We start from the raw sequence: 20,350 nt of genomic DNA, 5'->3' as shown, positions 1-20,350 counted from the left end.
CTTGAGCATTGGTGAATTGGATGACTAGATATTTCAGAGACAACAAATCCGGATCAATGCCATGACCCTCGACGTCGATGCCGTGAAGGCATTTGTGACCATCGCCGACCTCAAGAGTTTTACCCGCGCCGCCGAAGCGCTCGGCAGCACGCAGGGCGCGATCAGCGTCAAGCTGAAGCGGCTGGAAAACCAGATCGGCCAAAGGCTGCTCGAACGGACGCCGCGGCTGGTCCGCCTGTCGGCGCAAGGCGCCGCGTTCTTGGCGCCGGCGCGCGAGCTGCTCGCCGCGCATGATCGCGCAATCGCCGGACTATCCCCGGCGCGCCGCCGCTTCGCGCTCGGCATCGCCAACCATGTCGGCGGCGCGGAGCTGCCGACCCTGCTGACGCGGCTGCACGCGCACGATCCGGCGCTCACCATCGAGGTGCGGCTCGAGGACTCTCGCGATCTGCTCGCCGGTTTTGACCACGGCGACATCGATGCCGCGATCATCCGCCGCGAGGACGATCGCCGCGACGGCGAAGTGCTGGCGACCGACGATTACGGCTGGTTAGCGACGCCGGACTTCGTGCATCGCGCAGGCGAGCCGCTGCGGCTCGCCGCCTCCTCGCCGTCCTGCGGCGTGCTCAACATCGCAACGCGCGCGCTCGCCGCGGCGGGAATTCCCTGGACCGAGGCGTTTTTGGGCTGCGCGTCCTTTGCTGTGGCCGACGCGGTCGCGGCCGGCCTCGCCACCTCGGTGTTTTCGCGCCGGCTCGCCCCCGCGGGCACAATCGAAGTCAGCAAGCGGTTCGGCCTGCCCGCTTTGCCGCCATCCGAGATCGTGCTGCTGTCGGCGCTGTCGGACGCAAGGTCCCGCGCGACGCTGAAGGCGCTGGTCAGCGCCTTTCGCGAGCATCACCGCAGGCCGGCGAACGCGGCAAGGGTGGAGCCTGCAGCTGCGACTCTCGAATCCTGATCTAGCGCTGCGCGGACCGCTTTCCCTCGAACAGCGCGCGCTCCGACGCCAGCGCCTTGGCGAGAAAGTCGAGCGTGGCGCGGATGCGCGCGGTGCGCTTGAGGTCGTCATGCGTCAAGAGCCACAGCGCCGATCGCGGCTCGGCCAGCGGCTTCGGCGCGATACGGCGCAGCCCGGGCGCGAGGTCGCCGACATAGCACGGCAGCAGCGCCAGCCCGAGTCCCGCGGCGGCGGCATCGCGCAACGCCGGCAACGCGTCGACGCGGCAGGTGACACGCGCGGCGCGCAGATGCTCGCGCATCCAGCCGGCGATCACCGTCCCCGCCAGCGCATCGTCGAGGCCGATCCAGTCGTGCGCGGAAAAGTCCTTGCCGTCATGCCGCGCGAGATAGGCGCGCGATCCGTAGACCGCGTGGGTGATGTCGGCAACGCGCCGTCCCACCAAAAGCTCTGATGGTGCCGGCGTCGGCCGGATCGCGATCTCGGCCTCGCGGCGCGTCAGGTTGGCCATCGCGTTCGAGATCACGATTTCCGGGTGAATGTCCGGATGCGCGGCGCGCAGCGCCGGCAGATGCCGCATCAACACCGCGCCGAGCGTGTCGGTCGTCGTGATCCGGACCGTGCCAGACGGCTTCAGATCCTGCCCCGCGAGCTTGCGCTCCAGCGCCAGCACCTCGTCCTCAAGACGGGCCGCGGACGCCGCCGCGCTCTCGCCGGCCGGCGTCGGCGCATAGCCGTCGCGGTAGCGTTCGAACAGCCGCGTTCCGATCGCTTTTTCGATCGCGCCGAGGCGGCGAAACACCGTCGAATGCGTCACGCCGAGCCGGCGCGCCGCCCCCGACAGGCTGGCCTCGCGGGTAATCGCCAGCACGAGACGAAGATCATTCCAGTCGAGCGAACTTTGCATTTTTGCAAACTCTGTTGGCAATACTGGATAATATCTTACCACAAATCGACAGGCCATCTTCCTCCCTATCAGCGGAGGAAGCGGCACGTGACGAGCGAGACCACCGAGACATTGCAATTCCACGATGCTCGCGCGGCGGCGGATCCGCGGCGCTGGCTGGCGCTGCCGGTGCTGCTCACCGGCGCCTTCCTGCCGATCCTCGACTTCAACGTCGTCAACCTCGCGCTGCCGGCCATCCGCGAAAATCTCGGCGCCAGCGCCGGCGAGGTGCAGTTCGTGATCTCGGCCTATGCCGCGACCTACGCCGTGTTCCTGATCACCGGCGGCCGGCTCGGCGATCTCTTGGGGCGGCGGCGCATGTTCCTGACCGGCGTCGCCGGCTTCACTATCGCCTCCGTGCTATGCGGCATCGCCTGGTCGCCCACCTTGCTGGTCGCCGGCCGCATCCTGCAGGGCCTCACCGCGACGGTGATGGCGCCGCAGGTGCTGGCCTCGATCCGCGTGCTGTTTCCCGCCGCCGAGCAAGGCCGCGCGCTCGGCTTCTACGGCGCGACCTTTGGCCTGGCCAACATCTGCGGCCAGTTGCTCGGCGGCGTGCTGGTGTCGGCGCATCCGTTCGGCCTCGCCTGGCAGGCAATCTTCCTGATCAATGTGCCGATCGGCCTCGCCGCGCTCATCGGCGGCATGCTGTTCATGACCGAGACGCGCGCCGCGCATGCGCAGCGGCTCGATATTGGTGGCGTCATCCTGCTGTCGCTGACGCTCGGCCTTTTGGTCTATCCGCTGATCGAGGGCCGCGAATCCGGCTGGCCGTTCTGGATCGTCGCGATGCTGCTGGCCTCGCCGCTGACGCTCGCGGCCTTCGTCCGCTTCGAGGCGCGCCTCGCCGCGCGCGGCGGCGACCCGCTGGTCGCGCTGCATCTGTTGCGCAACAGCGATTTCGTGATCGGGCTGGTGATGGCGCTCGCCTTCTACATGCTGTCGTCGTTCTATTTGACGTTCGCGGTGTACCTGCAAAGCGGCCTGCATCAGACCCCGCTCGCCGCCGGCCTCGCCACCCTGCCCTTCGCCACCGGCTTCTTTGTCGCCTCGCTGCTGTCGTCCTACGTCATGCAGTGGCTCGGCGTCCGCGCCCTGACGCTGGGCTTTGCGCTCCAGGTGATCGGCTTCGGCACGGTGATGTGTGCTGTCGGCGGCGCGCTTCCGCAAGGCCTCGAACTCGGCCTCGTCTGCGGCGGCTTGGGTTTTGGTACCGTGATGCCCTCGGTGATCAAGGCCGTGATCAGCAGCATCGATCCGCGCCATGCCGGGCTGGCATCGGGCATGATGATCTCGACCTTCCAGGTCGGCGCTGCGCTCGGCGTCGCCATCATCGGCGGCATCTTCTACAGCCTGCTCGGGCCGCGGCCGGACGCCGCCGATTACGCGCATGCCTTCACGATCGCGCTCGGCTGCAACGTCGCGCTGCTGGCGCTCGGCGGCTGGCTGTCGCTGTGGCTGCCGCGCGAGCCGGCGGCAGCGTGAACTACTGCTTCGCCACTTCGCGCGGCGGCGGAAACATCAGCGTCAGCAGCACCGCCGCCGTGAGCGTCATGGTGGCGAGGCCGGTGGACAGATAGAGCGCGCCCGCATTGCCGAAGCGGTCGATGACGACGGCATAGATCAGCGGCGCCGCCGCCGGCAGGATGAAGCTCGGGACGATCAGCCGGCCGACGATAGTGCCGTAACTGCGGGGATCGAACAGGATCAGCGGCAGCGTGCCCCGCGTGATGGTCAGAATGCCGTTGCAGGCGCCGTAGAGCAGCGCGAACGCAATTGCCATCGCCGTCGACGATCCGGCGAACAGCCCGGCGATGAACGCGAGCGGCATGATCAGGCAGGCCATCAAATTGAGCGCGAGCGGATCGAGCCGGGCACCAAACAGGATCTCGCAAAGACGCGCCGCGGACTGGCCGATCCCGCGCAGCGTCGCGATCCATACCGCGATCGTTGCACCCAGCCCGAGACCGGAGAGGACCGCGATCATGTGCGCGGACATTCCCGCGTTGAGGAAATTGGCGCCGGTCATGGTCACGGCGTAGAGCCCGCCGGCCACCGCAAGCTGCCGTCGGCCGACCGCGCGCGGCTGCCGCGGCGCCACGGCGCCGGCGCTCGGCGCGCCCGCGAACCGCCCGTTCGGAATGAAAAGATGCAGCGGGATCGTGAGCAGCGCAAAGCCCGCATAGGCCGATAGCGCAATGCGCCAGCCAAAATGCTCCGAGAGAATATGGCCGAGCGGCCAGAACACGGTAGCGGCCAGGCCGCCGAGCAGCGTGATTTCAGACATCGCGCGCCGTGCTTCCGGCCCGCCTATCCGCGCCAACGCCGCGAAGGCGGCATCGTACAGCGTCAGGCGCATCCCGAGGCCGAGCACGATCCACCAGGCATAATAGGTCCAGACCTGATGCGAGAGCGCGAGACCGGCGCAGCCGGCGGCGTTGACGACCGCGCCGGCGACCATGACGTCACGGCCGCCGCGGCGATCCACCCATTTGCCCGCGAGCGGTGATGCTACCCCCATCACCAGCAGCGCGACGGCAAAGCCGCCATCGACGATGTCGCGACTCCAGCCGAGCTCGGCGCCGATCTGCTCGCCGAAGCCGCCGATCAGATAGTAGGTGGCGCCCCAGGACATCAGCTGGCCAAGCCCGACGGCGGCCACGACCCGGCGTTCGATCACCGCGAAAATTCCTGCCCGGCCGGCAGCGCGGCGTCACCCGGCCCGAGCGGCCGCTGCATCAGCACGGTATCGACCCATTGGCCGAACTTGAAGCCGACCGACTTCAACGTCCCGACCGGCTGGAAACCCATCCGGCGATGCAGGGCGATCGAGCCGGCGTTGCCGCTGTTGCCGATCACCGCCAGCATCTGCCGCCACGGTCCCGCCTCGGTGCGCGCGATCAACATGTCGAGCAGTGCGACGCCGATGCGCCGTCCGCGCAGCGATTCCAGCACATAGACCGAGTCCTCGATGGTGTGGCGATAGGCCGGCCGCGGCCGATACGCCGTCGCGTAGCAATAGCCGGCGACGCGCCCGTCGACGTCGGCGACAAGATACGGCAACCCCGCCGCCAGCACGGCCTCGCGGCGGCCGAGCATCTCGTCCACCGTCGGCGGCACCTCTTCAAACGTCGCAAGGCCGGTCTCGACGTGATGCGCGTAGATGCGCTGCACCTCCGCCATGTCGACCTCGGTCGCGTCGCGAACCACGACGCCGTTGATGCCTGCCGCCATTCTGCTCTCTCCGCTTAAACCCCCAGCATTGCGCCAGCATGCGACGTGGCGTTATATAAGTGAAGCTTTTGCAATTTATGCAGATCATAAGAGTTGCTTTGATGAAGAACCTCAATCTCGCCTACCTCGAGAGTTTTCGCGTGGTGATCGCCAGCGGCAGCTTCTCGGCCGCCGCCGAGCGGCTGCAGCTCACGCAGCCCGCGGTCAGCCTGCAGGTGCGCCAGCTCGAGAAGAGCCTCAACGCTACCTTGATCGAGCGCGTCGGGCGCAAGGCGAGGCCCACCGCCGCCGGCAGCGCGCTGCTGTCGCATGCCGAGCAGATCAATGCGGCCGTCACGTCGGCGGTCGACGCCGTCACGCAGCAGACGAGTGGAACGGCGGGCCGCGTGAGGCTCGGCACCGGCGCCACCGCCTGCATCTTCCTGCTGCCGCCGATCCTGCGGGCGCTGCGCACCGCGCTGCCTTCGCTGGAGATTACGGTCACCACCGGCAACACGGCTGAGATCGCCAAGGCGGTCGAGGACAACACGATCGATATCGCGCTGGTCACGCTGCCGGTGTCGGGGCGCAGTTTCGAGATCACGCCGGTCATGGACGACGAGTTCGTGCTGATCGCGCCGCGGGCCATGGCGCTGCCGGCGCGGATCACGCCGGCGGTGCTGGCGAGCAAGCCGGTGCTGCTGTTCGAGCCCGGCGGCAACACGCGGCGCACCGCGGACGAGTGGCTCGCCCGCGGCCGTGTATCGCTGAAGCCGTTGATGTCGCTCGGCAGTGTCGAGGCGATCAAGGAAATGGTGCGCGCCGGCCTCGGCTGCGCGATCCTGCCCGGCATGGCCGTTCCGGCCAAGGCGACGCCGCGCGACCTGGTGGTGCGGTCGCTGTCGCCAAAGCTGCACCGCCGGCTTGCGGTGGTGATCCGCCGCGACAAGCGGCTCGATCGCGGGCTGCGGCAGACGCTGTCCGCGCTCAAGGCGCTCGCGAGAAAGGACAGTTAGGGAGGACGCCGTGCGTCCTCCCTATGGCATCGTCAGGTCGCCTTGCGCTCTTCCTCCGCGGCCTTGCGGAAGGCTTTCACGCCGGCATCGGTGACCTGGTCCCACTTCGAATTCGTCGTGGCTTCGGCATCATAATTGTCGTGCCAGTTCCACCATTTGTAGGGCGGGGTCTGCGGATAGCCTGCCGGCGAATCTTCCCAGACCTCCTGGCGGCCGAGCGGCGTGATGTCGAGATAGCTCCAGATCGTGCCGAACGCCTCGTCGCCGCGGCTGTTGACGAAATAGGTGCGGAAGATCTTGTCGCCGTCGCGGAAGAACACGTTGTGGCCGTGCCACTCGGCGACGCCGAAGTCGGCATCAAAGCTGTCGGTGATGGTGTACCAGGGCATCTCCCAGCCCATCCGCGCCTTCAGCCTGGCGATGTCGGGCTGCGGCGCCCGCGAGGCGTAGACCAGCGTCGTGTCGCGCTGATTGAGATGCGAGAGATGGCTGACCTGGTCGGCGCCGAGCGAGCAGCCGCGGCAGGCGTGGTCCGGCCAGCCGAACACGCCGGGCTCGAAGAAGGCGCGATAGACGATCAGCTGCCGGCGGCCCTCGAACAGGTCGCGCAGGCTGACCTTGCCGTTCGGTCCCTCGAACACATAGGGCTTGTCGACCGCCATCCACGGCATCCGCCGGCGCTCGGCGGCGAGCGCATCGCGCGCGCGCACCTGCGCCTTCTCCTTCACCAGCATTTGCAGGCGCGCCTGTTCCCACGCCTCGGGCGCGACAACCGGCGGCGTCTGCATGGCGGCCTGAGCGGTTTCGGATGATTTTGTCATGGTGGTTCAACCTCCTGAAAGCACGAACGCCGGGCCCGAAATGCGGTTCCCGCGTGGTCCGCCGCTCGTCATTGCTGATGACGCAGCATCGCGCGGTTGCGGTGCACGGTGGGAGTGACAAGTGTGTCGGGATTCCCGGCAATCGCGGTTGCCGCAGGGACGCAACGATCCAAGTGGTGCGTGGCCCCGACAGCATCGCGTCACTCGCATCCGGTGCCATTATTTATTGCAAAATACTTGCATCGTGCAATTATCTATGCAAGCCTTGGCGGCATGAGACAAGCCGCAACTGTTCCCGACGACGTCCTGAAGCTCAGCGCCTGGCTGCCCTACCGCCTGTTCCTTGTCGCGGCGCAGGTGGCGCGCCCGCTTGAGGGTTTTTACGGCGAAGCCTTCGGGTTGAGCCAGGCCGGCTGGCGTATCCTCGCCGTGATCGCCGAGCGGGATAGCGCCAACGCCGCCGAGATCGGCCGCGCCTGCGCGCTCGATCCGTTTGCGGTAAGCCGCGGCATCGGCCAGCTCGTCGAGCTCGGCTTTGCGGTGCGGCGATCAGGCAAGCTCGATCGGCGCACCGCGGCTGTCAGCATCACGCGGAGCGGCCGCAACGCCTTCAATCGGATCGCCGCGCTGGGCAACGCGATCGAGGCGCGGCTGCTGTCGCACCTTACGGAGGCTGAGCGGGCGACGCTCGGCTCCGCCCTCACCCGGCTGGAGGCGGAAAGCGCGCGGATCGACGCCGGCGGCTGGCGCGCGCTGCTCGACGATCGCGGCGGCTCATGACGGGGTTGCTGTTCGCGCTGACCGCACTGCTCTGGGGCGGCGGCGCGCTGGCGACCGCGATGCAGGCCGGCGTGACGCCCGCGCCGTGGTCGGTGGCGCTGCGTATGGTGCTAGCCGGCTTCATCCTGCTCGGCTACGGGCTGATCCGCGGCGTGCCGCTCGCGATCCCCCGACAACACCGGGCCGCCGTGGCGTTGCAGGGTTTGCTGTTCTTTGCCGTCGCCTTCATCGCCTTCTATGAAGCGACCGCGCGGATGCCGAGCGGACTTGCGGCGCTGGTGCTGTCGACCTCGTCGCTGTTCGCCGCCGTGATCGCGCGCGCCGCGCTCGGCGTTGCGATCTCCTCCGGCCTGGTCTGGGGCGCACTGTGCGGCATCATCGGACTGGCCATCATCTTCCTGCCCGGCGCCACCGTGCCGGGGGCGTCGCCGGTTGCGGGCTTTGCATGGGCGCTGGTCGCGGCGCTCGCGACCGGCGCCGGCACGACGGTCGGCGCGCGAAATCAGCGCGCAGGCCTGCCGATCGTCGCCGTGCTCGGCTGGGGCGCATTCGTCGGCGCCGCAGCGAGCGCGCTCTGGGCTGTCGCAACGAACACCTCTTTCGCGGCCGATGTGTCGTTCTCTTATCTGGCAAGTTTCCTCTATCTTGCGGTCGCCGCGTCCTGCATCACCTTCATGCTCTTTTTCGAGTTGGTGCGCCGGCTCGGTCCCGGCCGCGCCGCCTATACGCTCGCCGTGGTGCCGCTGGTTGCGCTGGTGCTGTCGGCACTGTTCGAGCACCTTGCCTTGGGCTGGCCGGTCCTCGCCGGAGCCGCCGCGATCCTCGGCGGCAATGTGCTGGTACTGTCACGCGCCTAGAGCGCGATGGCATGTGTCCCCTTCTGCCACGCTGGTCGCGCGCACCTCAGGGTGACGGGTTGGTTTGCTCAACTTGCTCTGTGTCATCACCCGCGCAGGCGGGTGATCCAGTATTCCAGAGGCAGTGGTGAAAGAACCGAGAGGCCGCGGCGTACTGCATCGCCCGGTCCATGTGCGCAATTGCGCACAGGCCGGGCGATGACAGCGGTGGGTGAGGACAAAGCTTCACACCTTCTCAGGAACGCTATGACTGCGACGCGCGCCATTGGCCGGCCTTTGTCAAGATGTCCTGCACGAATGCGTCCTTGCCGTTCCGGTAGGCGGCGATGTCGTCCTTGAACGTGGTCGCCAGTGTCCGCTTGAGATCAACGTAGGCGCTTACGGCGTCCGGATGCGCGCGAAGATAGTCGCGAAACAGCAGACGGCGCTGCCAGGCGGGCGCGGAAGGCTCCATGACGTGGACATGGTGGGTCCAGGGTCCTGCCGCGCCCTTCCGGAAGAACAGTTCATCGGGCAGCCAGGACCGGTACTCCGGCACGTAGCTGTAACCAAGCGCCGGAAGCGCTGCGATGCATCGTCCCTCCGCCTCGTTCAGATCCCTGACGCCGACCGCAAGATCGATGATCGGCTTCGCCGCCAAACCAGGCACCGCCGTGCTGCCGACATGCTCGATGCCGATGATGACAGCGCCAAGCACTTCCTCCAGCTTCGCTCGTTCCTGATCAAACATCCGCGGCCATGCCGGATCGTAGTCCGCAACAATGATCGCTCCGCCTCCGTATCGCTCCATGCTGCGGCTCTCCGGCAGTGCTGTTCGACAAATCTCGGGAACGCTCTCGGCGACAGCCATGAGATCACGGCCAGCAAGGAGAGCGAGGTCGCAATCACCTTGATACCATGGCACGCAATTCGCCGAACAGGATTGATCTTGCGTCGCGATACGGCGAATGTGCCCGCGATGCTCAGCCTGCGCCAGCTCCAGCAATTTCTCGCCGTCGCCGATTCCATGAGCTTTCGGCAGGCTGCCGACCGTCTCAACATGGCGCAGCCGCCGCTCACCGCCGCGATCCGGCAGATGGAAGAGCAACTCGGCGTGCGCCTGCTCGAACGCACCAACCGCATCACCGGCCTGACCGCCGCGGGCCAGGTGCTGCGGGACGAGGCACGGCGCACCATCGCCCAGGCGGAGCGCACGATCGCGCTGACGCGCCGCGCCGGCGCGGGCCTGACCGGCTCGCTTCGGATCGGCTTTGTCGCGACCGCAGTCCGCCACATCGTTCCGACGCTGATCGCGAATTTCCGCGAAACCCATCCGGACGTGGCGCTGGAGCTGATGGAAGCGCCGAGCGCCCGGCAGGTGGCGGCGCTGCTGGACGATCGGCTCGATCTCGGCATCGTGGCGCTGCCGCTGCCCGCCGGCGTTGAGCCGAAGATCGCGACACGGACGGTGCTGCGCAGCGAGCTGGTCGCGGCACTGCCGCAGCGGCACGCGCTGGCGCGAGAGCCGACAGCACCGCTTGCGCTCGCAGCGCTGGCGCATGAGCCGTGGATACTATTCCCCGCCAACGAAGGGCCCGGACTGCACGATCGCATCGTCGGCGCCTGCGCCGCCGCGGGATTTGCGCCTGATGTCGCGCAGCGCGCCGTGCAGATGGAGACGATCGTCGGCCTGGTCGCGGCAGGGCTCGGCGTGGCGCTGGTGCCGGCGCTGTTCAGGACGACGGGCTGGAGCGCCGTCGTGTTCCGCGCGATCGACGGCGCGCCCGTCCCCTATGAGGTCGCGCTGGCGTGGCGGCAGAGCGATGGCTCCGCAGCCCTGGCCGCGTTGCTCGCATCGCATGCGGCGCGCAATCCGGGCGACTGATCGCGCGGCGCCGCGGGCGCGATACGTCCGCTATATCGCGTCTTGAGCCAAACGGTATTGGATCGAATGCTGCAGCCTGCCTAGATTCCGATCGCATGCAAATCTGGATCGGTTGCGGACCTCATGAAACACTTTGTCCTGACCCTGGCGGCGCTGGCGGTTGGAACCATCGACACCGCTGGCGCCGTCGAAGCTGCCGTCGCGCGGCACGACTTTCACGTCACCACCGACGACGGCATGCGCCTCTGCGTCCGTGAGCTGCAAGCTCGCGGCAGCGATCAGCATGCGCAGCCCGTGATCCTGATCCACGGCGCCCGGGTGCCGGGTATCGCCAGCTTCGATCTAATGGTGCCCGATGGCTCGCTCGCCGCGGACCTCGCGCTGCGCACCGGCCGGCCGATCTATGTCATGGACGCCAGGGGCTACGGATGCTCGCAGCGTCCCGCCGAGTTCGATCAGGCTCCGGAGGCAAACCGCCCCGTCGTGCACGCCCATGAAGTCGCGCGCGACATCGCCGCCGTCGTCGCGGCCGTCAGGCAGAGATCGGACACGCAGAAGGTCACCCTGCTCGGCTGGGCCACCGGCGGCATGTGGGCGGCCTACTACGCCGCGCAGCATCCGGAACGCGTCGGTCATCTGGTGACGCTCAATGCGATCTATGGCGGTTCGGATCGTCATCCCCAGCTCGGGCCCGGCTCGGCGAACAGCGATCCCGGCCATCCGGACCGTATCAATCCGAAGATCGGCGCCTATGCCCGCAACGACGCCGGCTCGCTGCTGCCGGGCTGGGACAGGTCGATCCCGATCGAGGACAAGGCGGCATGGCGCGATCCCGCGCTGGTCGCGGCCTACCAGAAGGCCGCGCTGGACAGCGATGCGCAGTCCGGCAGCCAGACTCCGCCGGCGTTCCGCGCGCCGATGGGCGCGATCGAGGACAGTTTTTATCAGGCCAGCGGCCGGCGCCTGTTCGACGCGGCGTCGATCACCGCCCGTGTGCTGGCGATCCGCTGCGAGCATGATTTCTGGAGCCGGCCCGAGGACGTGCAAGCCTTTGCACATGACGCCGTGCGCGCCGCATCGCTGCGCGTCGTCGCGCTCGAGGGCGCCACACATTATGTGCATCTCGACCGGCCGGCGCGCGGACGCGACGCGCTGCTGCGCGAGGTGGTCGCGTTCCTGGCGGAGTGAGGCGCCACCTCCGGCGCGGCGCCGGCTCGGCGAACGCAATCCGCCTTTGCGTTGAAAAAAATTCGTCCGAATTGTCACATTGGCCGTTCCTCGTTCGTCTTGGTGTCATCAGCAACACAGGACTTCAGCCAATGACAGTCAGACTTGATCCCCTCGCCGCCGCCCCGAAGATCATGAAAATCTGGTTCGACGCATCCGTCACGATCGCCTCCAGCCTCGACCAGACCATCGCCGAACTGGTCAAGATCCGCGCCTCCCAGATCAATGGCTGCGCCAACTGCATCAATCTGCACACGACCTTCGCGCGCGAAGCCGGCGAGACCGAGCAACGCCTCTATCTGCTGTCGGCCTGGCGCGAAGCGCCCTGCTACAGCGACCGCGAACGCGCCGCGCTCGGCTGGACCGAGGCGCTGACGCGGCTCTGCGAGGAGCATACGCACGTCGCCGCCTACGAGGCGCTGAAGGCACACTTTTCCAAGGAGGAACAGGTCAAGCTGACGCTGCTGATCAACGTCATCAACGGCTGGAACCGGATCGCGGTCGGCTTCGGCGGCTTCATCGATCCGCAGGTCGTCAAGGCCAGCATGGCGAACGCCGCGTAAGCGCGCAATTGACGAGGAGCATATATCTGACTAAAGTCAGATATATGCTCGACCCTGTTTCCCGCGTCCGTCGCTTCAACCGTGCCGTGACCTCCGCCGTCGGCGCGCTCGACAGCTCGTTTCTCGGGCGCGGCCGGCCGCTCGGGGCGGCGCGCGTGCTGAACGCGATCGGGCACGGACGCACTGACGTCGCCGATATCAGGGATTATCTCGGCCTCGATTCCGGCCTGATGAGCCGCCTGCTGCGCAGCCTCGAAGATGAAGGCCTGATCGCGACGACGGTGCATGACGGCGACGCCCGCCGCCGCATCGCCCACCTGACGCCGGCCGGCCGGCGCGAGTTCAATGCCTATGAAGCGATCTCCAACCGGCAGGCCGAGGGCTTGCTGGCGCGCAACGCGCAGCGCGACGCATTGCTGGCGGCGATGGACCTGATCGCCTCGGCGCTCGGCCGCGACGGCACTGCCTTGCAGGAGACCAACCCGCGCAGCGAGGAGGCACGCTATTGTCTGGCGGCGTACTACGCCGAGCTGGCGCAGCGCTTCAGCCAAGGGTTTGACGTCAAGCTGTCGCGCGACCCCGACGCAAAGGACATGGTGCGGCCGCGCGGCAGCTTCATCGTGGCGATGTCGGACGGCCTGCCGATCGGCTGCGTCGGGCTGAAGGGCGGCGCCGAGTTCGCGGAGATCAAGCGGCTGTGGGTGGCGCCGGCCGCACGCGGACTGGGCCTCGGCCGCCGCCTGATGGACGCGGCCGAAACCGCCGCGCGCGAGCTCGGCATCGCGGTGCTGCGGCTCGACACCAACAGCGCGCTGGCGGAAGCCGGCCAGCTCTACCGCCGAAGCGGCTGGAGCGAGATCCCGCGCTTCAACGACGACCCCTACCCCGATCTGTTCTTCGAGAAGCGCCTCTGAACCGCACGGCGCGATGGACCGCGCACCGAGGGATTGAGCGTGTTGTCCGTCGCCACGTGCTGGCCTAAGACCATCGCATGACCATCCGCCCAATCGTCCGCTATCCCGATCCCCGCCTCGACCTCGCGGCTCAACCGGTCGATGTGTTCGACGACACGTTGCGCGAACTGGCGCAGGACCTGCTCGAGACCATGCACGCCGCGCCCGGCATCGGCATCACCGCGCCGCATATCGGCATTGCGCTGCGGGTTGTCGTGCTCGACCTCGGCGGAGGCGAAGGGCCGCAGACCTACGTCAATCCGGAGATCATCCGGGCCTCGCCGGAGATGATCCTGCACAAGGAAGGCAGCGTCTCGATGCCCGGCGTCAACGACGAGGTCGAGCGCCACGCCCGCGTCCGGGTCAAGTATCAGGACCTCGACGGTGTCGTGCAGTTCGAGGAAGCGGACGGGCTCCGCGCGGTCTGCCACCAGCATGAGATCGATCAGCTCGACGGCATGTTCTGGATCAGGCGGCTGTCGCGCCTGAAACGCGAGCGGCTGATCAAGCGATACGAGAAGATCTCGCGCAACCGGCATTAGTTAGCCGCGTAGCCCGCATGAGCGCAGCGACATGCTGCTATGTCATGCGTCGTAGTGACGTCCTCATCCCGCGGCCGCGCGCTCGATCGCGGCGATGTCGATGTTTTTCATCGTCAGCATCGCCTCCATGGCGCGCTTACCGGCGGCGCGATCGGGGCCGTTGACGAGCTCGAGCAGCCGCCGCGGCGTGATCTGCCAGGCAAAGCCCCAGCGATCCCTGCACCAGCCGCACGGTGCTTCCTGGCCGCCATTGCCGGTGACGGCGTTCCAATAGCGGTCGGTCTCCTCCTGGCTGTCGGTCAGGACCATGAAACTCACCGCCTCGTTCGGCTTGAAGTTCGATCCGCCGTTCAAGCCGACGAAGCGCCGGCCGAGCACGGTGAACTCGACTGTCAGCTCGTCGCCCTGCCCGATGCCCGGGATCGGCGATACATGGCCGGCATCAACGTGGCTGTCGGGAAAAGTCGCAGCATAAAACTCCGCCGCTTCGCGGGCGCGGCCTTGATCGAACCACAGGCATGTCACGAGGTCGGTCATCGCGGTCTCCTTGTTGTCGATTGGCGTGTGGTGCAAGTCGCCATCAGCACACAACTCGGCGACAATAGTTTGGCGCCCCCCCATCAGTTCCGTCATCCTGAGGTGGCCGCTTCTTCAGCGGCCCTCGAAGGATCGACGGCCCCGCTGGTGGCCGATTCATCCTTCGAGGCTCGCGTTGCAGCGCAAGTGCGCTGCAACGCTGCACCTCAGGATGACGGGTTGGTTTGCTCAGCTTGCTCGGTGTCATCACCCGGCTTGACCGGGTGATCCAGTATTCCAGAGACGGCGGTGATGGAAGCGAGAGGCCCCGGCGTACTGGATCGCCCGGTCAAGCCGGGCGATGACAACGGTAGATGAGGGCAAAGCTTCACACCCTCTCAGGATGACGGGTCAGGCATTTGCGCAAGTCACCGCATTCAACCACTACCGTCACCAGACGCCGGGCAGCAGCCGGTACCGCGTTCGGCTTGCGTAGTCAGCGTAGCCCGGCAGTTCGGCCTGCAGCAGGCCATCCTCGAGCCGGGTCCTGATCACCAGCAACACGATCGCGAGTGCCGCCGGCAGCAATCCCCACCAGGAGCCCAGCGCCAGCGGGATGGCGATGAACATCGCGATCGCGGCGGTGTAGCCGGGATGACGGACGAAACCGTACGGCCCTGATGTGATCACGCGCTGCGCCCGCTCCTGTTGGATGCGGACGCCCGGCTCGAAGAACGGATTGACGGCCTGCGCCCAGGTCGTGATCACGATGCTGCCGGCGAACAGGAGATAGCCGAGCACGACCACGGCGGGCGGCACGGTGGACCATCCCATCCGGCCGGCATCGAGCGCCGCGATCGGGATTTCCAGCACCAACACCGGCAGCATGACGGACAGCAGGATCAAGTCCCACGTCTTGGTGCCCGGCTGGATCCGGCTGCGGGCGCGGTAGATCATCGGATTGATCTTGGCCAGCAGCAGCGCGGAAAGGCCGAAGCCCGCGACGAGCGCTGCGACGAAGATCCAGCCTGGACGCCAGCCGATATCGCCTGCCGGGGCGAAGACCAGCGCCAGGAGCATCAGCGGCAGGGAGATGCCGTAGAGCAGCGCCATGGCGCGCGACATCGGTTTTGGGTCGACGACAGAGGTCATGATTTGCACTCCCATATGCCGGCACTTCGCCGTTGCCGGTCAGGCGTTCGCCGCTGCGCGCGGCCGGCCGGAAAACCAGCCGAAATACAGGCACACGGCAAACAGCACGAAGTGGATCGTCCCGCGCGTGAGGCTGAGCTGCGGCGACTGGACGGCGTCCGTCCAGATCAGCGGGACCGGAAGATCAGCCAGATAGAAGTAGAACTGCATCCCGCTGCTGACGAAGAACGCGCCGGCGAGAAATTTGCGGTACTCGCGGTAGCGCACCGCGACGTAGATCGTCGGCAGCCCGACGACGATGATTGCACCCACGAGATAGGGAAGCATGGCGCCCTCCTGAACTCGGAACTTGCCCGCTATCCTAAATCCATTATATTCGGAATATGCCGAATATGTCAAAGAAAGAAAAACTCGGCAAGGCCGAGCGGAGTTTCATCGCGGATATGGCGCGCCTGCTGACGCCGTGGGGCGTGCCGCCCGCCGCGGCGCAGCTGTACGGCTATTTGCTGCTGTGCCCTCGCCCGGTCAGCCTCGACGAGATCACCGATAGCCTCGGCATCAGCAAGAGCAGCGCCAGCGTCGCGGCGCGCCTCCTGGAGAGCTACACGCTGGCGCGCCGGCACCGCGAGAGCGGAACCAAGCGCGCGCTCTACGCGGTGGCCGAGGATTACGAGACCATGATCCAGCAGCAGAACCGCCTGCTCGATGCGATGGCCGACCAGTTCAATGCCGGGCGGGCGATCACCCCGTCGAAAGAGGTGCGCGCCCGTCTCGGCGAGATGGCGGACTTTTACCGGATCATGCGGAGCGCCATGGACGACGCCATCGGGCGCTGGAAGCGGAACCGGCCCTGATGTGATAGCCAGCGGGTGAAGCCGCCGCTGGTCCGCGTCATCGAACGGGCGAGGCTTGCCGCATCTCCGCCACAGGCTGCCGGACCAGCAGGATGAACGCCGCGACATGGGTGATCATCAGCAGCGGCACATAGACGATCGGGATCACGTAGTTGGCGCCGAGCTCGCCGGCGATCGGCGCAAGCCCGATCTGGATGCCGTGATAATAATCGACGAGGATGTCGACCGCGCCCACGAGGTTGAAGGCGACGACGAGCGCCCAGAACAGCGGACGGATGCGCACCGCGAGCAGCGCCAGCATGGCCAGCACGCCGGTGGCGAAATCGCCATAGGCGGCGAAGCTGGCGAAGTCGGCCGGCAGGTTGGCGCCGACCACGCCCGGCACCAGGAAGGATAGTCCGAAGAAGCGGAAGCTGTGCAGGGCCGCAATGGCGCGGTGCGCCGCGACGCGATCCATCGCCGCGAGCCTCGGCCACGCATAGACCGAAAAGCAGAGCAGCCACGGGACGTAGCCGAGCGCGAGATGGATCTGGAAGATGGTTGCCGTCGACATCTCAAATTCCTTTCAGGCGTTGATGGACACCGCTTCGAACACCGCGGTCAGGACGCCGAGCCGGCCTTCCATCAGATTGCGTCCGAGGTTGCTGGAGAGCTGCAGGAAGTCCGGCCCCATCACGACGCCGAGATTTGGCGACGGCGGCGGGTCGGAGGCGCGCAGTTGCGCGAACCAGGCCTTGCCGGCCTCGGTGTCGTCCTGCCAGACCAGCGTGCGAAAGCCCGCCGGCTCGATCGCCTCGCGCGTCGCAGCGTCGGTCAGCAGAAAGCTGGTGGCCGGCGTGCGCGCCCAGGGCACCGGATAATGCGGCTCGCCGCTCTTCGAGACGATGTCGAAGATCGCAAAGCGGCCGCCCGGCTTCAGCACCCGGCGGATCTCGCGATAGAGCTGCGCGCGGTCGGCGATGTTCATCGCCACATGCTGCAGCAGCGCTGCGTCGAAACGGCCGTCGTCGAACGGAAGCTTCTCCGCGCTCGCGACTTGAAACGACACCAGCCCGCTCTGCCCGGTCCGCTCGGTCAGATAGCGCGCGGCATCGACGAACGGCTCGCTGAGGTCGACGCCGGTCACCGCGCAGCCGCGGCTCGCGGCGAGAAAGCGCGCCGGGCCGCCGATGCCCGACCCGACATCGAGCACCGACATGCTGGCCGTGATTCCGGCAAGGTCGGCAAGCTCGGCGGTGGCAGGCAGCCCGCAGGTGTGGAACTGGTCGAGCGGCGCCAGCTGCCGCGGAGTCAGTTGCTGGTTTTCCGGCCCGAGCACGGCCAGCGCCGTCTTCAGCCGCGCGGTCAGGCCGGTCGCGCGATAATGGTCGCGCACGCCATCAAGAACATCGGTCATGTCGGAACTCCTCCGGGATTCACGTCCTGGCCGCAGAGATAGACGCGCTTCCAGCGAGCGACTATCCGCGATAATGTTGTCAGGCCATGAAGCAGAACTTCACAGTCCGGCAGGGCGCACTCGACGGCGTCGAGACCTTTCTCGCCGTGGCCCGGCAGCGCAGCTTTCGCCGCGCCGCGGCGGCGCTCGGCGTCACGCCGTCGGCCGTCAGCCAGGCGGTGCGCGCGCTCGAGGCACGATTGAGCGCGGCGCTGTTCGTCCGCACCACGCGCAATGTCGGACTGACCGAGGCCGGCCAGCGATTTCTCGAACGCGCCGCGCCCGCCTTCGCCGAGCTCGTCGCCGCGGGCGAAGCCGCGCGCGACCTCGGGCAGCGTCCGGCCGGGCTGCTGCGCCTCGCCGTGCCCCGTGGCGTCGTCCCGCTGATCCTCGAGCCGATCATCGGCCCGTTCTGCCAGGCCTATCCCGAGATCGAGCTGGAGATCGCCGCCAGCGACGAGATGGTCGATCTCGCGGCCGGCGGCTTCGACGCCGGCATTCGCTTCGGCCAGTTCATCGCGGCCGACATGGTCGCGGTGCGCCTGACCGCACCCTTCCCCTTCGTGGTGGTCGGCAGCCCCGACTATCTGCGCGCGCGCAAGCGGCCGGAGCGCATCGCCGACCTGCGCGACCACGCCTGCCTGCGCATCCGCCGCGCCAACGGATCGATCGCGCCGTGGTCCTTCATCGACGGCAACAAGACGATCGAGGCGATCGTCGCCGGCCCGCTGGTCGCGCACGACTATCCGACGCTGCTCGGTGCGGCGATCCAGGGCGTCGGGCTGGCGCAGGTGCCGGCGCCGATCGCCAAGGCGCCGATCGCGGACGGCCGGCTGCGCGCGGTGCTGACGCCGTTCGCGGTCACGACGCCGGGCGTGTTCCTGTATTACTCCGACCGGCGTCAGGTATTGCCAAAACTGCGGGTGTTCATCGAGCACGTCAAACTGCGCAACGCGGCAGCGCCGCGCGGCGGAACGCGCAAGCCGAAGCAGACCGCGTAGCGGCGCCCGCCGTGCACCAAAAAGAATTCAGTATCTGCTGTCGGGCGGCGAACCACGCGTTCGTCCTCGGACTGCAAGGCAGGGACGAGGAGAGACACGATGACCATCACCATCACCGCCTTTGAACGCTCCCCCGACGGCGGCAAGGGACTGGCGCGAGACTCGCGGGTCCGCTGGGCGCTCGAGGAAGTCGGCCAGCCCTACGAAGTCCGGCTTGTCTCATTCCGCGCGATGAAGGAGAAGGCGCATCTGGCGCTGCATCCGTTCGGCCAGATCCCGACCTACGAGGAAGGCGACTTTGCCCTGTTCGAGACCGGCGCGATCGTGCTCCACATCGCCGAGCGTTACCCGGGCCTGCTGCCCGGCGATGCTAATGCCCGCGCCCGCGCCATCAGCTGGATGTTCGCCGCGCTCAACACGGTGGAGCCGCCGATCCTCGAGCTCGTCACCGCGAGGATCTTCGAGGCCGACAAGCCCTGGAGCAAGGACCGCCTGCCGCTGGTGATGGATCGCGTCCGCGAACGGCTGAACCAGCTCTCCGCGCGCCTCGGCGATGCCGAATGGCTCGACGGCGCCTTCAGCGCCGGCGATCTGCTGATGGCGTCGGTGCTGCTGCGGTCGAGATCATCCGGCATTCTCGACGAATATCCGAACCTTGCCGCCTACCTCGCCCGCGGCGAAGCGCGGCCGGCGTACCAGCGAGCGTTCGCGGCGCAGCTCGCTGTGAATGCCCGCTGACCACTGACTGTCGTAGCCCGCACAGGCAACGCGAGATGCGAGAAAAGCTGCGACGTCCTGTTGGGCGAGCCCCTGATATCGCGGGGCTCGTCCGTGCTGCTCTCCCGTCAGCTCGGGTTCATCGCCGCAAAGATCTCTTCGTAGCGGCCGTCGCGCTCGGCGCTTCGCCTGGCGCGGTCGCGTTCGACCAGCACCTCGCCGCGCGCGTGATCGCCCCGCGCCAGAAGCTGCATCACCTCGACGACATAGGCATCGAGGGGCATGGCGCGCGGGTCGGACGCCTGCTGCGTGCCGGTTAGCTCCGTCTGCACATAGGGTGGAGCCAATTCGAGCACCTCGATCGGAACGTTGCGGAGCTGATGCCGCACCGATTGCAGCCAAGAGTGCAGGAACGCCTTGCTGGCACAGTAGGTCGGGAAATCGGCCCGCGGCACGAAGGCAAGGTTGGAGCTGGTCGCGACGATCGTCGCTTTCGGCTGCCGCTTCAGCAGCGGCAGGAACGCCGCCGTCGTGCGCAGCACGCCGAGGATGTTGGTCTCCACGATCGCCGCGGCATCGGAAACATTCCAGCCGTCGGCGGTCATATCCTCGGCGCGCGAGATGCCGGCATTCGCGATGAGCACGTTCAGCTCGGGGAATCGCGCGCGAACTTCGGTCGCGAGCCGCGGCAACGCGGTAGGATCGTCGAGATCAAGCGGCATCCCGACAAGCCCGGGCCGGCCCGCCGTGACGCGGTCAAGCAGCGCCTGCCGCCGTCCCGTGACGATGACGCGGTTGCCGCGTGCGTGAAATGCCTCCGCCAGCCCCCGGCCAATGCCGCTGGTGCCGCCGGTGACGAGGATCGTATTGCCAGTCATATTCATGGGTGTTGCCTTTCCATCGGGATCTGATCACCGGAAAGACGACGGCGGCCT

24 protein-coding genes are annotated in these 20,350 nt (G+C 67.4%); 13 read left to right on the top strand and 11 right to left on the bottom strand.

Annotated features, from left to right (window positions below; translation table 11 throughout):
• The first annotated feature begins 61 nt into the window (after positions 1-61).
• Complete coding sequence (locus XH93_RS18845) at positions 62-958, top strand: LysR family transcriptional regulator (RefSeq protein WP_194474704.1); 897 nt, start codon at positions 62-64, stop codon at positions 956-958.
• Position 959: 1 nt separating this feature from the next.
• Here XH93_RS18845 and XH93_RS18840 read toward each other — a convergent pair whose 3' ends face one another.
• Positions 960-1,865 carry a LysR family transcriptional regulator gene (locus XH93_RS18840; protein ID WP_194474703.1) on the bottom strand — a complete coding sequence of 302 codons (906 nt, stop codon included), beginning with the start codon at positions 1,863-1,865 and terminating at the stop codon, positions 960-962.
• Between the two features lie 87 nt (positions 1,866-1,952).
• Here XH93_RS18840 and XH93_RS18835 point away from each other — a divergent pair, with 87 nt between their 5' ends.
• Entirely contained in the window at positions 1,953-3,389 is a 1,437-nt protein-coding gene (locus XH93_RS18835; RefSeq protein WP_194474702.1) for an MFS transporter, read from the top strand.
• A gap of 1 nt (position 3,390) precedes the next feature.
• On the opposite strand, the gene XH93_RS18830 is transcribed toward XH93_RS18835, so the two are convergent.
• Positions 3,391-4,584 carry an MFS transporter gene (locus XH93_RS18830; protein WP_210340501.1) on the bottom strand — a complete coding sequence of 398 codons (1,194 nt, stop codon included), beginning with the start codon at positions 4,582-4,584 and terminating at the stop codon, positions 3,391-3,393.
• Positions 4,581-5,138 (bottom strand): GNAT family N-acetyltransferase, encoded by a 558-nt coding sequence (locus XH93_RS18825; RefSeq protein ID WP_194474701.1) that lies wholly within the window; start codon positions 5,136-5,138, stop codon positions 4,581-4,583. Before XH93_RS18825 ends, XH93_RS18830 begins: the two co-directional genes overlap by 4 nt.
• Positions 5,139-5,239: 101 nt before the next feature.
• On the opposite strand from XH93_RS18825, the gene XH93_RS18820 reads away from it, so the two are divergent.
• Positions 5,240-6,133, top strand: coding sequence for a LysR family transcriptional regulator (locus XH93_RS18820; RefSeq protein ID WP_194474700.1), 894 nt, complete (start codon positions 5,240-5,242; stop codon positions 6,131-6,133).
• 32 nt (positions 6,134-6,165) lie between these two features.
• On the opposite strand, the gene XH93_RS18815 is transcribed toward XH93_RS18820, so the two are convergent.
• The gene (locus XH93_RS18815; protein ID WP_194474699.1) at positions 6,166-6,954 is read right to left on the bottom strand and encodes a DUF899 domain-containing protein; all 789 of its coding nucleotides are present in this window, start codon (positions 6,952-6,954) and stop codon (positions 6,166-6,168) included.
• A 273-nt stretch (positions 6,955-7,227) separates the two neighbouring features.
• Between XH93_RS18815 and XH93_RS18810 the strand changes: the two genes are divergently transcribed.
• Together XH93_RS18810 and XH93_RS18805 are read left to right on the top strand one after the other, a co-directional pair.
• The gene (locus XH93_RS18810) at positions 7,228-7,734 is read left to right on the top strand and encodes a MarR family winged helix-turn-helix transcriptional regulator (RefSeq protein WP_194474698.1); all 507 of its coding nucleotides are present in this window, start codon (positions 7,228-7,230) and stop codon (positions 7,732-7,734) included.
• A complete protein-coding gene (locus tag XH93_RS18805; RefSeq protein WP_194474697.1) occupies positions 7,731-8,591 on the top strand; it encodes a DMT family transporter in 861 nt (286 codons plus the stop codon). The genes XH93_RS18810 and XH93_RS18805 overlap by 4 nt, the downstream gene beginning before the upstream one ends.
• 244 nt (positions 8,592-8,835) lie before the next feature.
• Here XH93_RS18805 and XH93_RS42350 read toward each other — a convergent pair whose 3' ends face one another.
• Complete coding sequence (locus tag XH93_RS42350; protein WP_246799662.1) at positions 8,836-9,678, bottom strand: GrpB family protein; 843 nt, start codon at positions 9,676-9,678, stop codon at positions 8,836-8,838.
• On the opposite strand from XH93_RS42350, the gene XH93_RS18795 reads away from it, so the two are divergent.
• From XH93_RS18795 to XH93_RS18775, 5 genes are all read left to right on the top strand, one after another.
• The gene (locus tag XH93_RS18795) at positions 9,598-10,455 is read left to right on the top strand and encodes a LysR family transcriptional regulator (RefSeq protein WP_246799661.1); all 858 of its coding nucleotides are present in this window, start codon (positions 9,598-9,600) and stop codon (positions 10,453-10,455) included. The genes XH93_RS42350 and XH93_RS18795 overlap by 81 nt on opposite strands.
• A 123-nt stretch (positions 10,456-10,578) precedes the next feature.
• Positions 10,579-11,643: an alpha/beta fold hydrolase gene (locus tag XH93_RS18790; RefSeq protein WP_194474696.1), complete on the top strand. Its 1,065-nt coding sequence runs from the start codon at positions 10,579-10,581 to the stop codon at positions 11,641-11,643.
• Between the two features lie 131 nt (positions 11,644-11,774).
• Positions 11,775-12,245: a carboxymuconolactone decarboxylase family protein gene (locus tag XH93_RS18785; RefSeq protein WP_194474695.1), complete on the top strand. Its 471-nt coding sequence runs from the start codon at positions 11,775-11,777 to the stop codon at positions 12,243-12,245.
• A gap of 44 nt (positions 12,246-12,289) precedes the next feature.
• On the top strand, positions 12,290-13,159 hold the full coding sequence (locus XH93_RS18780; protein WP_194474694.1) for a bifunctional helix-turn-helix transcriptional regulator/GNAT family N-acetyltransferase: 870 nt from the start codon (positions 12,290-12,292) through the stop codon (positions 13,157-13,159).
• Between the two features lie 77 nt (positions 13,160-13,236).
• A complete protein-coding gene (locus XH93_RS18775) occupies positions 13,237-13,740 on the top strand; it encodes a peptide deformylase (protein ID WP_194474693.1) in 504 nt (167 codons plus the stop codon).
• A gap of 63 nt (positions 13,741-13,803) precedes the next feature.
• Here the strand turns inward: XH93_RS18775 and XH93_RS18770 are convergent, their stop codons facing one another.
• From XH93_RS18770 to XH93_RS18760, 3 genes are all read right to left on the bottom strand, one after another.
• On the bottom strand, positions 13,804-14,277 hold the full coding sequence (locus XH93_RS18770; protein WP_139861299.1) for a VOC family protein: 474 nt from the start codon (positions 14,275-14,277) through the stop codon (positions 13,804-13,806).
• A 429-nt stretch (positions 14,278-14,706) separates the two neighbouring features.
• Positions 14,707-15,408 carry an isoprenylcysteine carboxylmethyltransferase family protein gene (locus XH93_RS18765; protein ID WP_194474692.1) on the bottom strand — a complete coding sequence of 234 codons (702 nt, stop codon included), beginning with the start codon at positions 15,406-15,408 and terminating at the stop codon, positions 14,707-14,709.
• A gap of 39 nt (positions 15,409-15,447) precedes the next feature.
• A complete protein-coding gene (locus XH93_RS18760; protein WP_194474691.1) occupies positions 15,448-15,735 on the bottom strand; it encodes a hypothetical protein in 288 nt (95 codons plus the stop codon).
• Positions 15,736-15,800: 65 nt separating this feature from the next.
• Between XH93_RS18760 and XH93_RS18755 the strand changes: the two genes are divergently transcribed.
• On the top strand, positions 15,801-16,262 hold the full coding sequence (locus tag XH93_RS18755) for a GbsR/MarR family transcriptional regulator (RefSeq protein ID WP_194474690.1): 462 nt from the start codon (positions 15,801-15,803) through the stop codon (positions 16,260-16,262).
• A 37-nt stretch (positions 16,263-16,299) separates the two neighbouring features.
• Here XH93_RS18755 and XH93_RS18750 read toward each other — a convergent pair whose 3' ends face one another.
• Together XH93_RS18750 and XH93_RS18745 are read right to left on the bottom strand one after the other, a co-directional pair.
• Positions 16,300-16,815 (bottom strand): hypothetical protein, encoded by a 516-nt coding sequence (locus XH93_RS18750; RefSeq protein ID WP_194474689.1) that lies wholly within the window; start codon positions 16,813-16,815, stop codon positions 16,300-16,302.
• A gap of 12 nt (positions 16,816-16,827) precedes the next feature.
• A complete protein-coding gene (locus tag XH93_RS18745) occupies positions 16,828-17,658 on the bottom strand; it encodes a class I SAM-dependent methyltransferase (RefSeq protein ID WP_194474688.1) in 831 nt (276 codons plus the stop codon).
• Between the two features lie 86 nt (positions 17,659-17,744).
• On the opposite strand from XH93_RS18745, the gene XH93_RS18740 reads away from it, so the two are divergent.
• Positions 17,745-18,698 (top strand): LysR family transcriptional regulator, encoded by a 954-nt coding sequence (locus XH93_RS18740; RefSeq protein ID WP_194474687.1) that lies wholly within the window; start codon positions 17,745-17,747, stop codon positions 18,696-18,698.
• A gap of 99 nt (positions 18,699-18,797) precedes the next feature.
• A complete protein-coding gene (locus XH93_RS18735) occupies positions 18,798-19,436 on the top strand; it encodes a glutathione S-transferase family protein (RefSeq protein WP_194474686.1) in 639 nt (212 codons plus the stop codon).
• A gap of 107 nt (positions 19,437-19,543) precedes the next feature.
• Here XH93_RS18735 and XH93_RS18730 read toward each other — a convergent pair whose 3' ends face one another.
• Positions 19,544-20,299 (bottom strand): SDR family oxidoreductase, encoded by a 756-nt coding sequence (locus XH93_RS18730; RefSeq protein WP_194474685.1) that lies wholly within the window; start codon positions 20,297-20,299, stop codon positions 19,544-19,546.
• Positions 20,300-20,350 lie beyond the last annotated feature (51 nt).

Source organism: Bradyrhizobium sp. CCBAU 51753, assembly GCF_015291565.1.
Lineage (GTDB): Bacteria > Pseudomonadota > Alphaproteobacteria > Rhizobiales > Xanthobacteraceae > Bradyrhizobium > Bradyrhizobium ivorense.
Note: the sequence above shows the minus strand (reverse complement) of the source record. Positions and strands in the feature narration are given on the sequence as shown.

Excerpts from the sequence above, each read along its gene's own strand:
- XH93_RS18795 (WP_246799661.1), top strand. The coding sequence starts at position 9,598 with ATGAGCTTTCGGCAGGCTGCCGACCGTCTCAACATGGCGCAGCCGCCG.
- XH93_RS18740 (WP_194474687.1), top strand. The coding sequence starts at position 17,745 with ATGAAGCAGAACTTCACAGTCCGGCAGGGCGCACTCGACGGCGTCGAG.
- XH93_RS18840 (WP_194474703.1), bottom strand. The coding sequence starts at position 1,865 with ATGCAAAGTTCGCTCGACTGGAATGATCTTCGTCTCGTGCTGGCGATT.
- XH93_RS18805 (WP_194474697.1), top strand. The coding sequence starts at position 7,731 with ATGACGGGGTTGCTGTTCGCGCTGACCGCACTGCTCTGGGGCGGCGGC.
- XH93_RS18810 (WP_194474698.1), top strand. The coding sequence starts at position 7,228 with ATGAGACAAGCCGCAACTGTTCCCGACGACGTCCTGAAGCTCAGCGCC.
- XH93_RS18755 (WP_194474690.1), top strand. The coding sequence starts at position 15,801 with ATGTCAAAGAAAGAAAAACTCGGCAAGGCCGAGCGGAGTTTCATCGCG.
- XH93_RS18770 (WP_139861299.1), bottom strand. The coding sequence starts at position 14,277 with ATGACCGACCTCGTGACATGCCTGTGGTTCGATCAAGGCCGCGCCCGC.
- XH93_RS18735 (WP_194474686.1), top strand. The coding sequence starts at position 18,798 with ATGACCATCACCATCACCGCCTTTGAACGCTCCCCCGACGGCGGCAAG.
- XH93_RS18790 (WP_194474696.1), top strand. The coding sequence starts at position 10,579 with ATGAAACACTTTGTCCTGACCCTGGCGGCGCTGGCGGTTGGAACCATC.
- XH93_RS18820 (WP_194474700.1), top strand. The coding sequence starts at position 5,240 with ATGAAGAACCTCAATCTCGCCTACCTCGAGAGTTTTCGCGTGGTGATC.
- XH93_RS18845 (WP_194474704.1), top strand. The coding sequence starts at position 62 with ATGACCCTCGACGTCGATGCCGTGAAGGCATTTGTGACCATCGCCGAC.
- XH93_RS18760 (WP_194474691.1), bottom strand. The coding sequence starts at position 15,735 with ATGCTTCCCTATCTCGTGGGTGCAATCATCGTCGTCGGGCTGCCGACG.
- XH93_RS18780 (WP_194474694.1), top strand. The coding sequence starts at position 12,290 with ATGCTCGACCCTGTTTCCCGCGTCCGTCGCTTCAACCGTGCCGTGACC.
- XH93_RS18825 (WP_194474701.1), bottom strand. The coding sequence starts at position 5,138 with ATGGCGGCAGGCATCAACGGCGTCGTGGTTCGCGACGCGACCGAGGTC.
- XH93_RS18730 (WP_194474685.1), bottom strand. The coding sequence starts at position 20,299 with ATGAATATGACTGGCAATACGATCCTCGTCACCGGCGGCACCAGCGGC.
- XH93_RS18775 (WP_194474693.1), top strand. The coding sequence starts at position 13,237 with ATGACCATCCGCCCAATCGTCCGCTATCCCGATCCCCGCCTCGACCTC.
- XH93_RS18750 (WP_194474689.1), bottom strand. The coding sequence starts at position 16,815 with ATGTCGACGGCAACCATCTTCCAGATCCATCTCGCGCTCGGCTACGTC.
- XH93_RS18815 (WP_194474699.1), bottom strand. The coding sequence starts at position 6,954 with ATGACAAAATCATCCGAAACCGCTCAGGCCGCCATGCAGACGCCGCCG.
- XH93_RS18785 (WP_194474695.1), top strand. The coding sequence starts at position 11,775 with ATGACAGTCAGACTTGATCCCCTCGCCGCCGCCCCGAAGATCATGAAA.
- XH93_RS18765 (WP_194474692.1), bottom strand. The coding sequence starts at position 15,408 with ATGACCTCTGTCGTCGACCCAAAACCGATGTCGCGCGCCATGGCGCTG.
- XH93_RS18745 (WP_194474688.1), bottom strand. The coding sequence starts at position 17,658 with ATGACCGATGTTCTTGATGGCGTGCGCGACCATTATCGCGCGACCGGC.